Source organism: Pseudomonas sp. LBUM1651 (assembly GCF_059716135.1).
The window spans coordinates 2712102-2724799 of record NZ_CP166805.1 but is presented as its reverse complement, the minus strand read 5'-3'; the positions used below and the strand labels follow the sequence as shown (position 1 = coordinate 2724799).

Sequence of the window (12698 nt, the reverse complement as noted above, 5' to 3'; positions counted from 1 at the left end):
GAGTCTCCTTAAAGGGCGCCGACGGTGCCGGGCTCGAAGGCCGCTTCGACGGTTGCAATGCCGTTGATCAACGGTGCGCCGAACTCGGCCTGACTGATCTCGAACACGTCACCCGGTCGGGTGCGGATGCCGTCAGCGAAGGACAGGGTCGCGGTGCCGAAGAAGTGAATGTGCACGTCCCCCGGACGCAGGAACTGGCTGTATTTGAAATGGTGGTATTCGAGGTTTTCCAGGCTGTGGCACATGTTGGCCTCGCCGCTGAGAAACTCGTTCTGCCACAGCACTTCGCCGCCGCGCAGAATGCGGCTGCTGCCGGCCAGATGCTCCGGCAGTTCACCGACCCGAAGTTCCGGGCCATAACTGCAACTGCGCAATTTCGAGTGGGCGAGGTACAGGTAATTCTTGCGTTCCATGACGTGATCGGAGAACTCGTTGCCCACCGCGAAACCGAGGCGATACGGTTTACCGTCCTGACCGATGACGTAGAGGCCGCTGAGTTCGGGTTCTTCCCCGGCGTCTTCGGCAAACGGCGGCAGCGGGAACGGTTGACCCGGACGCACGACGATGCTGCCGTCACCTTTATAGAACCATTCCGGTTGCACCCCGGCCTGCCCTGTCGGAGGTTTACCGCCCTCCACGCCCCATTTGAAAATGCGCAGGGTGTCGGTCATCACGGTTTCATCGCCAGCCTGCTGATGCATCTTGTCCCGCGCCGAGGCGCTGCCCAAGTGGGTCAGACCGGTGCCGCTGACCAGCATGTGCGCCGGGTCCGGGTGGTCCAGCGGCGGCAGGATGCGCAACTTGGCCAGCAGTTCTGCGTAGTCATGGCTGATGCCCAGGCCCAGGGTGTTCACCTGCTGCTCAAGGTTGACGCCCGCCTCGATCGCTACCAGTGCCAGGTCACGCACGGTGCGCGTGTCCTGGACTTCGCGCACCAGACCGTCCTCGACCACGCCAACCCGGCGCTCGCCGTTAATCAATTCAAACTGAACCAGACGCATGAATTTTCTCCATTAAGCAAAACTTGAAAACACCGCATGCCCTGTAGGAGCAAAGCTTGCTCGCGATGGCGGCCGAACAGTCAGCTTCGATGTCGCCTGAACATCCGCTATCGCGAGCACGCTTTGCTCCTACGGGTTTTGTGTCAGGTTCTAGTGGCGCCACGCGCGCTCGCGGCAAACTGATCGGCCGGCAGCACATGCTTGCGCTCCAGCAACCGATAAACCACGCCGGTCAACACCAACCCGAACACCATCACCCCCGAAAGGAAATACAACCCCGAAGCCAGGTTCCCGGTGTATTCCTTCAGCGCACCAATCACGAACGGACCGATGTAGCCGCCGAGGTTGCCCACCGAGTTGATCAACGCAATCCCCGCCGCCGCACTGGCGCCGGCAAAGAACCGGCCCGGCAAGGTCCAAAACACCGCCGTGCAGGAAAACAGCGCGAACGCCACCAGGCACAGCGCCGCCAGTTGCAGCACCGGCACCGTCAGCCAGGCGCTGAGGAACAGGCCGATGGCACCCAGCACATACAGCACCGCGAGGTGGCCGTAGCGATCATTCAAGCGGTCGGAACTGCGCGGAATGATCAGCAACCCGATGATCCCGAAGATGTACGGCACCGATGACACAAACCCGGTCACCAGGTCGGTGCCACCGAACTGTTTGATCAGGGTCGGCAACCACAGGCCCAGGCCATAAATGCTCAGGGTCACCGGCAGATAGAACAGCGCCAGCAGCAACACGCGTTTGTCCTTCAGCGCATGCAACGGATTGCCGTGGCGGGTCTGGCCGTACGCCTCCAGGTCCTTTTTCAGCTCGCCGGCCAGCCAGTCCTTCTCGGGCTGATCCATCCATTTCACCTGTTGCGGACCATCCGGCAGCCAACGCAGCACCGGCCAGGTCAGCAGAATCGCCGGGGTGCCGATGACGATGAACAGCCACTGCCAGCCATGCAGACCAAGAATGCCGTCCATACCCAGCAAGCCGCCGGACACCGGGCCGGTGATCAGCATGGCGATCGGTTGGGAAAGGATGAACAAGCCGAGGATCTTGCCGCGATGGCGCACCGGGAACCACTGAGTGATGTAGTACAGAACGCCCGGGAAGAACCCGGCTTCGGCGGCACCGAGCAGGAAGCGCATCACATAGAAGCTGTGCGGCCCCTGCACAAAAGCCATGCCGATGGTGATGGCGCCCCAGGTGACCATGATCCGCGCAAACCAGCGCCGCGCACCGAAGCGTTCGAGCATCAGGTTGCTGGGGATTTCCAGCAGGAAGTAACCAATGAAAAACAGCCCGGCACCGAGGCCGTAGGCCGCATCACCGATCCCGATATCGGCGCCCATGTGCAGCTTGGCAAAACCTACGGCGGAGCGATCCACGTAGGCGATCAGGTACAGCAGGATGAGGAAGGGAATCAGTTTCAGCGTGATGCGACGAATTAGCCGCAGTTCCTGGCTCATGAGATCGGTCTCCGATTGTTGTTGTTATAGAACCTCGGGGGACGCCTCTCGCGGAAAACCGCCAGGGCCAATCCCTCCGTTAAAGCGGACTATATAGTAATACTATTTAAGCAACAACACTTCCAAACCGGTGAATTTGCGCTTATGTTACGCTCAAGCTCGAACAATATAGTCATACAATAAGAGAATCGATCATGTCTGATAAGAAACCCACACTGCGCTCCGCCCAATGGTTTGGCACGGCCGACAAGAACGGCTTCATGTACCGCAGCTGGATGAAGAATCAGGGCATCGCCGACCACCAGTTCCACGGCAAGCCGATCATCGGCATCTGCAACACCTGGTCGGAACTGACCCCGTGCAACGCGCATTTCCGTCAGATTGCCGAGCACGTCAAACGCGGCGTGATCGAGGCCGGTGGTTTCCCCGTGGAATTCCCGGTGTTCTCCAACGGCGAATCGAACCTGCGCCCGACCGCCATGCTCACCCGTAATCTGGCGAGCATGGATGTGGAAGAAGCCATTCGCGGCAACCCGATCGATGGCGTAGTGCTGCTGACCGGTTGCGACAAAACCACCCCGGCCTTGTTGATGGGCGCCGCCAGTTGCGACGTGCCGGCCATCGTTGTCACCGGCGGGCCGATGCTCAACGGCAAGCACAAGGGCCAGGACATCGGCTCGGGCACCGTGGTCTGGCAGCTCAGCGAGCAAGTGAAAGCCGGCACCATCACCATCGACGATTTCCTCGCGGCCGAGGGCGGCATGTCCCGTTCCGCCGGTACCTGCAACACCATGGGCACCGCGTCGACCATGGCCTGCATGGCCGAAGCACTCGGCACGTCCCTGCCCCACAACGCGGCGATTCCGGCGGTGGATGCGCGCCGTTATGTACTGGCGCACATGTCCGGCATGCGCGCGGTGGAGATGGTTCGCGAAGACTTGCGACTGTCGAAAATCCTCACCAAGGAAGCCTTCGAAAATGCCATTCGTGTAAACGCCGCCATCGGCGGTTCGACCAACGCGGTGATCCACTTGAAAGCCATCGCCGGCCGTATCGGCGTCGAACTGGACCTGGACGACTGGACCCGCATCGGTCGCGGCATGCCGACCATTGTCGACCTGCAACCGTCCGGGCGTTTCCTGATGGAAGAGTTCTACTACGCCGGCGGCTTGCCTGCGGTGCTGCGTCGCCTCGGCGAGGCCAACCTGATTCCCAATCCGAATGCCTTGACTGTCAACGGCAAGACCCTCGGCGAAAACACCAAGGACGCGCCGATCTACGGCCAGGACGAAGTGATCCGCACCCTCGACAACCCGATCCGCGCCGACGGCGGTATCTGCGTATTGCGCGGTAACCTGGCACCACTCGGTGCCGTGCTGAAACCGTCCGCCGCCAGCGCCGAACTAATGCAGCACCGCGGCCGCGCCGTGGTGTTCGAGAATTTCGACATGTACAAGGCGCGGATCAACGATCCGGAACTCGACGTGGATGCCAACTCGATTCTGGTGATGAAAAACTGCGGTCCGAAGGGTTATCCGGGCATGGCCGAAGTCGGCAATATGGGCTTGCCGGCCAAGCTGCTGGCGCAGGGCGTGACGGACATGGTGCGCATTTCCGACGCGCGCATGAGCGGCACGGCGTATGGCACGGTCGTTCTGCATGTGGCACCGGAAGCGGCGGCCGGCGGGCCTTTGGCGACGGTGAAGGAAGGCGACTGGATCGAGCTCGATTGCGCCAACGGGCGTCTGCACCTGGACATTCCGGACGCTGAACTGGCGGCGCGCATGGCCGATCTGCAACCGCCGCAAAACCTGATCGTGGGCGGATATCGCCAGCTGTACATCGACCATGTGCTGCAGGCGGATCAGGGGTGTGACTTTGACTTCCTGGTCGGTTGCCGCGGCTCCGAGGTCCCGCGCCACTCCCACTAACCCGAGAAATCCCCTGTGGGAGCGAGCTTGCTCGCTCCCACATTTGATTTACGCCAGCCTCAAGATTGCGCTGCGCCTGCTATCATGCGCGGCACCTCCATCGCACAGGATCGCGCCGTTCCCCATGGATTACCGCAAACCCTCCGACCGCAAAAGCATGCACTCGCGCATCGTCCAGGAACTGGGCATGCAGATCGTTTCGGGACGCTTCAAACCAGACGACAAACTGCCCGCCGAAGCCCTGTTGTGCGAGGAATACGCGGTCAGCCGGCCGGTGCTGCGCGAAGCCACTCGCGTGTTGGTCGCCAAGGGTCTGGTGTATTCACGCCCTCGGGTCGGCACGGTGGTCAAGCAGCGCAAGGAATGGCACATGCTTGATCCGGATGTTTTGCACTGGCTGATGCAGAGCAGCCCGCAGAATCAATTCTTCGATCTGCTGACCAGCGTGCGCAGCATCATCGAACCGGCCGCCGCGGCGTTGGCCGCGCAGTTCGCCACGGACGCCGACATCGCCTCCATCGGTGAAGCGTACCAACGCATGGAAGCCGCACCGACACCGGAAGCCCTGTTGCAACCGGACCTGGACTTTCATAGCCGCATCGCCGACGCAACGCATAACGATTTGCTGGCGAACCTGTGCAACATGCTGTCGGTGGCGATTGCCGAAGCGTTGAAGCATTCCAACCAGCGACCGAATCTGCACGAACTGGCACTGCCACGGCACAAGGCGATTCTGACGGCGATCGAAAACCGCGATGCCCTGGGTGCCCGACATGCGACGCTGGTGCAGTTGGACGATGCGCGCAGTGCACTGAATGTGGTGCTCGGCGCAGATCCCACCTGACACCACCAATCCCCTGTAGGAGCGAGGCTTGCCCGCGAAGAGGCCGTCACATTCACGATGAATGTCGACCGATACACCGCTTTCGCAGGCAAGTCTCGCGCCTACAAGAGTTGTGTCGATTTCGCGATATAGAAAAGCCGCAACACGGTTGCGGCTTTTTTGTTTCTGGCATGAAGGGGTCCCTTAACCTTTTGAATCGATGACTGTGCGGTAGCCCGCTACCGCACATTCAATATGGCCTCGTTTTATGGTCCGGCATTCAACTTCATGCAAAGGATTGCATCATGCCGACACCTGCATCGCCGCCCGCCACGGCGGACCATACCGACATCATCGCCCGCGCGATCAATGCCCAATTCCGTTCCCGCCCGACGTTTCGCTCGCAAACCTGGCAGTTGTTCAAGAGCGGTCTGGAGGAAAAATACCCGCAGCTGGATGTCGACCCTTACCGAACCCTGATCGCGCAACCGATTCCTGATGGCGCATGGCGTCTCACGGCGCTGCTGGACGTGGTGCTGGACTATCTGGCCAGCGGCACTCCCCCGGATTTAAGCGAACAGTTCGGTCGCAGCTGTTTCCTTACGAACAGGGCGCCCGCGCAACTCACCGTCGACAAAACCACTTCGCGTTTGCCCGACATGCAGGTGATTGCCGGGGTCATTCGAGAGCTACCCGGCATCCTTTACATCGCCTTTCAGGAGTCTCTGACGGCTTACTGGAACGACGCATCGGACGATGGCGCCAGTCGATGGCAATGGTTGGGGGATGTGCTTGCCGGCGTTCTGAAAACGTCCGCCACCCAATGGTCAAGCAACGCCTCGGAGACGGAAATCCTCCTCGAGCTGGCTAACCACCCCGACCCGCAGGCGCGTCGTCAAAAGCCCTGGTCAAAGGGCGTTATTCACGCCTGCACCCTTCAGACCACGCTCACCCAAGGCGAAGTCTCGGTCAGCCTCCAGACGCCTGACATTCTGGTGATTTGCGGTGAAACCCATCTGTTGTGCAGCGTAACCGGGGGCATCGAAGCGTTCCCTTCTCTGCAAGCTTTCGGTTCAGCCTGGGGTGCGCGGTTTCAACAGGACTTCAAGATCGACACTGTTACCTGGAAGCGCTTTGAGCCTGACGGCAATATCTTCGACATCCAGGCCGCCCTGTTGTTGAGCCAGCAACTGGAGGACCTCGCCTCATTCAAGTTGCCTGCCAGCCAACCCGTGGAAGGACTGGAACGACAGTTTGATTCGATTACCGATGTCGCCGCGCTGTTCATCGGCAGCCCATTCAAGGTCATGGCTCTTCAACCTATACAGTCAGCGATGCCGGACTGGCTGCAGGAAGCTTCGGCTGCGCAGCGCATGGCCTATCGCAAGCACGTTCTGACAATGGCCAGCATTTCGCAACAGACCAACGGGCGTTCGTTCCGGGACGGTATCGACGACCTGCACACATTCGCCAAAAACGCGCTGCACAAGCAGATGCTCGAAGATCAGCCCCTCGCGCCAGGCTACAACCCCGATGAGCTGGAGTTGACCTTTCATGTCGCCGTGGGTGACCTTGGCAGTGGCTACATCGAACCCGTGAAAATGTCCCTGACCGAGCTGGCCATCAAAAACCTGTCAGGCAAACCCAAAGGCCGGATGACCATTCGCCACACGAAGGAGCAACTGATTCAGGACTGGACCGACGAACTGTATCTGCTGGGTCTGGTGAGTCGGGTCAATGTCGGTAAACACTACCCCGAACAGGTCGCCACCCTGCTGCTCGGGGACAGCCCGCAAGCACGGGAACGTGAGCGACTGTTCGGGCAGGAACTGGCGGTTCGTCTACCGATTCAAGCCCTTGAACACGCAATCAAGGGTGAACACGGCTTCACCCACCGGGGCTACCGGTATGTCGATGCATTGATGAACCTCACCGCAGCCGAGCGCGTTGTCGACGAGCAGGCGATTGTCATCAGGCCTTTGGCGTTTCAGAGGAAGGTTGACGCCGATGCGGATGTCGTCAGCAACATGTTCATCATCGAGCCCAAGGATTTGAATGCCGATGGCCCGCATATTCTTTATCGGCCGCTGTACACGCCGGCCCTGCACGAATACCCCAGCCGTACCGAATTGCTGAAAGCCATTGCGCAGTCCAGTCCGCTGCAGACCAGTGTGCTGACCTGGATTTCCGATCGTGCACGGCCCATCTACGCCAACAATGGATTCAACGAGCCGCACATTACTCACTTTCATGCTGGCGACGAATTCAGTCGGCCTGAAAAACCGAAACCGGCGATTCTGGTGGGCGACAAAGCTGCCAGTGACTGGCTCGCCGCGGTGGAAGAAGGTCGCTTGCTGCCTGACTTGTTCGCCAGTAATGCTCGTGCACTGGTTGGCCTGGCCGACAAACAATCGGTGTCTGACGCTGAGAGCCGTTGGGCGATCATTCTGGAAGGCAGTTGGCTGGTGTTTAACAACCTGGTCCTGCCCGTGTTACGCGGGCCGGCGATGCTGGTGGGCTGGATGGTGCAAATCACCCACAGCCTGATCAACGACTTGCCCGCGCTGGACAGTGATGATGCAACCGCCCGCAACGGGGCCTGGGTCGACATACTGTTAAACATTGGCCTGATCCTTTTACATGTTGCCCGTGACTCCGCAGCCATTGATGCTCCGCTGGCTAACAGGGAGGGCAAAGCAGTTCCGGTCGCCCTCGATCCATTGCGCCGCACACGAGTTCAATCACCGGTAACCGCCGAGACAGCCATCACCCAGGAAACGCCAGGGTTGCCGACCGAGCCGCCGGGCAGCGGCGAAACCCTGCTCGACTTCGATCTGTCGGCCGCTCGCGATTCGGCCTCGGCCCGGCTACTCAACAAGTTGCTCTACGCGCGTGTTCCGTGGCCGAAGTCCCTTCCCGAGCCCATCGCAACGGGCGCCTTCAAAGGCCTGTATCGAATCAACGACCAATGGCACGCCACCCTCGCCGGCCTGTTGTTTCGCGTCAGCATCGAGCCTGGGTTCGGCGAGGTCTATGTGGTGCATCCTGAGCACCCGGATCATCCGGGAGTCAAGCTCAAGGCCAATGGAAATGGCCAGTGGATGCTGGATCAGGGGCTGAAACTGGTCGGGGGTGGTCCCAAGAAGCGCATCGCCGCCGAGCGGGAAAGAAGGCAACAGCGTATCGCCCTGCTGGGGCTGGAACTCCAGACGTTCTTCGAGCAACAGGAACGCGTGCAAAAGCGTGTCGATATTGCCGAAAACCTCATGCAGTTGAAAAATCAACCGGCAAGCACCGAGCAGGAACGTGCGCCATTCAGGCATCGCTTTGTGCAGGAACTGGACAAGCAATCGGAAGGCTACAGGACCCTGCTTGCCGAGACCAAGGAGTTAAGTGACCTGACTGGCACACCTCCCAACCAACAGTTACTGTGCAATTTACTGGAAAATCTCATCAACAATGGCCGCAAACGGGTTGTCCTGGCGGATCTGGACCGTGACGCCATCAACCAGGAATACGCCGAGTTCAGCAGTGGAGCCCGGCACATATTTCAGACGCTGACCGTGGAAGGACGCGCCGTAGTGGATCGGTATTTCGATTTCATGCGCAAAACCTCCGAGATCAACGAAACCATGATCACGAACCTTGACGAGAAGGACAGTCGACTTCTGGAGCTTAAACAGATCGCTCGGCTGGGTGCAGACGCCTGGAAGCGACTGACGGGAAACAGACCGGAAAATGAACTGGGCGCGCTGCGGGTCAAGTCCTATCAACTGGCAGTTTTGCGTGTTCTCACTATCAGGGAGTTGGGGACTGATACCACGGACGCACTGGAACACACACTCGCCCCACTGCTGCTGTTGTCTCGCTCCCACGCAGAGCTGCAGACTTCACACATCTATGAAAGCAGTGATCGAATCGCCGTGCTGGACAACCTGGTTGATCACTACAACAAGGCGCTGGACGGCCTCGAAAGTATCGGCATCTTCAATAGCGACAAGTTACAAATGCCCGACTACAACCGACTGCGCGAAATCATCGACCAGTTGCGCGCCGATGCCGAGCGACGTTTGGCCGAAGAACTGGAAAGGCTGCCGCAACCTGAGGAAACATCGGGGACCAACCAGCCTCCGGTCAGCCGCCCCGCTCCATCCAACAACCGCAAGAAGGTCATCAAAACCACCAAGGGCACACTGATTGGCGATATTCGCCAGCGGATTGCCAATCAGGGCGGAGACATTGTCGACATCAACGGCCCGCTCGAAGACAAGCCGCTGACCTCTTTTCACGAGCATGAGCCGAATGTCTGGGTCGAAATCGTTGAGGCTAAGCTACCGGCTCCCAAGCCGTCCGCACGCGCTTACCCGCATCTCAAAGGCGATGCCCGAAAAGCGATGGCCGATGTCGACAGGCAGGTGCAGAAGATCGAAGGCTATGCACAACGGGCGAGCTCTGCGAAGGAAATCGAGGAGCAATTGCAACGCGAAGCGCAAAAGCTCTCAGGGTATGCCGATAAACTGGAAAGACATGAAGATGCTCCGTCGAACTCGCAGACGGATGCTTCGCTTGTCAGCGGGCTACGAGACAAGGCCCGAGTCCTCAACGACAAAGCAACGGAACTGCGTACCCGCATGACGCTCACTCAACCTCCAACGAGCGAGGGCATCGAATATCTGTTACCGCTTGACGAAATTTACCCGCGCATGATCAGCGATCGGGTTCAACTGACAACCGGACGTCGGGACTTCATGCAGGAATATGTCTTGTTCAACCGTGACGATAAACCCTTGTGGTATGCGCACTTTCATTATGAAAAGTTCGATGATGCCAAAGCCAACCACACCGAGGCACATCTGAAAACCGTAGAGCAGCGCTTCGAAACGTATGCATCGTTGCTGGCCAAGGCTAAAAATGCGAGACAGAAAATCGACATTCATCACGGGTCCATCAGTGATGAGCTGGCGAACAATGTTCTTCTGCCGTTGAAACCGTTTAAGCCGCGTTAAGTCATCACCCATAAAAAAGCCGCAACCCAGGTTGCGGCTTTTTTGTTTCAGCTGTCGATCAGTGAGCAAACAACGAGTTGCCCTTCTGCCCCGCCAGTTTCTCCGGCTTGATCAGGAATCGCGCCAGAGCGGGCAGCAGCCACAGTGCGCCAAACATGTTCCAGAGCAACATGAAGGTGAGCATCAGCCCCATGTCGGCCTGGAACTTGATGGCCGAGAAGATCCAGGTGCACACGCCGATCGCCAGGCACAGACCGGTAAACAGAACGGCTTTGCCAGTGGACTTCAGCGTCTGGTAATAGGCTTCCTGCAACGGCAGACCGGCACGCAGGAAGCTTTCCAGTCGGCTGTAGATGTAGATGCCGTAGTCCACGCCGATCCCCACCCCGAGCGCCACCACCGGCAGGGTTGCGACTTTTACGCCGATCCCCATGAACGCCATCAGTGCGTTGCCGAGTACCGAGGTCAACACCAGTGGCAGCACAATGCACAAGGTCGCCGCCCAGGAGCGGAAGGTGATCATGCACATGGTCGCAACGCAGATGTAGACGAGGATCAGGATGGTCAGCTCGGATTCCTTGATCACCTCGTTGGTGGCCGCCTCGATCCCGGCGTTACCGGCGGCGAGGATGAATTCCAGGCCTTCCTTGTTGTTCTCCTTGGCGAAGTCCTGCACGGCATGGACCGCGCGATCCAGGGTAGCCGCCTTGTGATCGTTGAGGAACACCAGCACCGGTGCCAGGGAGCAACTGTTGTTGTACAAACCATCAGCCCGGGCAATGGAGTTGTTCAGCACGTCCGGGTTGCGCGACAGGGTTTCCCATTTCAGGTTGCCCTCGTTCATGCCCTTGATCATCTGCTTGGACACAGTCACCAGCGAGATCGCCGACTGCACGCCCTCGGTGTTCTGCATCTTCCACATCAGCTCGTCGATCGGCGCCATGGCTTCGTAGCGCGAGCAACCTTCGGACTTGGTCTTGACCATCACCACCAACACGTCGGAACTGGTGGAGTAGTTGCTGATGATGAAGTTGTTGTCCTTGTTGTAGCGCGAATCCGGACGCAGCTCTGGAGCACCTTGATCGAGGTCGCCGATTTTCAGGTTCTGGCTGTACCAGAGGCCGCCACCGAAGGCCAGCAAGGCCAGGATGATCGACACCGGTGCGACTTTCGGGCTGGCAAAGTTCGACAGCAGGCGCCAGAACGGGTGTTCACGGTGTGCGTCTTTTTTGCTGCGCTCGACGGCGCGCTTGCTGATGCCGACGTAGGAAATGGCGACTGGCAGCAGGATCAGGTTGGTGAACACGATCACCGCCACGCCGATGGACGCGCCGATGGCCAGTTCGCGGATCACACCGATATCGATGATCAGCAACGTGATGAAACCCACCGCGTCGGCGAGGATCGCGATCATCCCGGGCAGGAACAATTGGCGGAAGGTGCGCCGTGCGGCGGTCAGCGCGTTATCAGCCTCACCGGACTGCAACGCGATGCCGTTGATCTTCTGTACGCCGTGGGAAATACCGATGGCGAAGATCAGGAACGGCACCAGCATCGAATACGGATCCAGCCCGAAGCCGAAGAAGTGCATCAGGCCGAGCTGCCAGACCACCGCCACCAGCGTCGTGCTCAACACCGCCACGGTGCTGCGCATGCAATTGGTGAACCAGTACAACAGGATCAGCGTGATGACGAAGGCGACGCCGAAGAACATCACCACCATCACCAGGCCATCGATCAGGTCGCCGACTTTCTTGGCAAAACCGACGATGTGGATCTGCACGTTGGGGTTCTGTTTTTCAAACTTGTCGCGGATCTTGTCTTCCAGCTCGTGGGAGAACTTGCGGTAGTCCAGGGCCAGCAACTTGCCCTGGTCCTGCGGGTCCGGGTAGGACTCCAGCAGCGGGATATCGACGATGCTCGACTTGAAGTCGTTGGCCACCAGACGCCCGACCTGCCCGGACTTGAGCACGTTGTTGCGCAGCAGATCGAGGCTTTGCTGGGAGCCGTTGTAGCTCTGCGGGATCACTTCACCGCCGGCGAAGCCCTCCTCCGTCACCTCGGTCCAGCGTACGCTCGGACTCCACAGCGACTTGAGGCCGGAACGGTCAACGCCGGAGATGTAGAACACCTCGTCGTTGATCTGGCGCAGGGTCTCCATGTACTCCTTGGAGAAGATGTCGCCATCGGTCGCTTCCACCGAGATGCGCACAGTGTTGCCCAGGTTCGCCAGATCGTTGCGGTGCTCCATCATCTTTTGAATGAACGGATGATCGAGCGGGATCATTTTTTCGAAACTGGTGGACGGCCGGATCAGCGTCGCCTGCCAGAACAGGAAAATGCTCACCAGCAGGCAGATCACGATCACTGCCGGGCGGTTGTTGAAAATCAGGCGCTCAAGAAACGTCGCCTTGTCTTGGTGATGGCTGCTCAAGGATGTCATAGACCCGCCTTCTTATTATTTGCCCGGC

At 59.2% G+C, this 12698-nt stretch carries 6 protein-coding genes; 3 read left to right on the top strand and 3 right to left on the bottom strand.

Features of this window, described 5'->3' with window-relative positions; genetic code table 11:
• Positions 1–8: 8 nt before the first annotated feature.
• Positions 9–1001 carry an AraD1 family protein gene (araD1, locus tag ACA066_RS12755; RefSeq protein WP_497699500.1) on the bottom strand — a complete coding sequence of 331 codons (993 nt, stop codon included), beginning with the start codon at positions 999–1001 and terminating at the stop codon, positions 9–11.
• 143 nt (positions 1002–1144) lie between these two features.
• Complete coding sequence (locus ACA066_RS12750; RefSeq protein WP_497699499.1) at positions 1145–2467, bottom strand: MFS transporter; 1323 nt, start codon at positions 2465–2467, stop codon at positions 1145–1147.
• A gap of 194 nt (positions 2468–2661) precedes the next feature.
• On the opposite strand from ACA066_RS12750, the gene ACA066_RS12745 reads away from it, so the two are divergent.
• The 3 genes from ACA066_RS12745 to ACA066_RS12735 all read left to right on the top strand — a co-directional run bounded on the left by ACA066_RS12745 (position 2662) and on the right by ACA066_RS12735 (position 10227).
• Positions 2662–4398 (top strand): IlvD/Edd family dehydratase, encoded by a 1737-nt coding sequence (locus ACA066_RS12745; RefSeq protein WP_017338445.1) that lies wholly within the window; start codon positions 2662–2664, stop codon positions 4396–4398.
• A gap of 124 nt (positions 4399–4522) precedes the next feature.
• Positions 4523–5242: a FadR/GntR family transcriptional regulator gene (locus ACA066_RS12740; protein ID WP_497699498.1), complete on the top strand. Its 720-nt coding sequence runs from the start codon at positions 4523–4525 to the stop codon at positions 5240–5242.
• Between the two features lie 284 nt (positions 5243–5526).
• Positions 5527–10227: a dermonecrotic toxin domain-containing protein gene (locus tag ACA066_RS12735; protein WP_497699497.1), complete on the top strand. Its 4701-nt coding sequence runs from the start codon at positions 5527–5529 to the stop codon at positions 10225–10227.
• 58 nt (positions 10228–10285) lie between these two features.
• On the opposite strand, the gene ACA066_RS12730 is transcribed toward ACA066_RS12735, so the two are convergent.
• The gene (locus ACA066_RS12730) at positions 10286–12670 is read right to left on the bottom strand and encodes an efflux RND transporter permease subunit (RefSeq protein WP_497699496.1); all 2385 of its coding nucleotides are present in this window, start codon (positions 12668–12670) and stop codon (positions 10286–10288) included.
• Between the last annotated feature and the right edge of the window lie 28 nt (positions 12671–12698).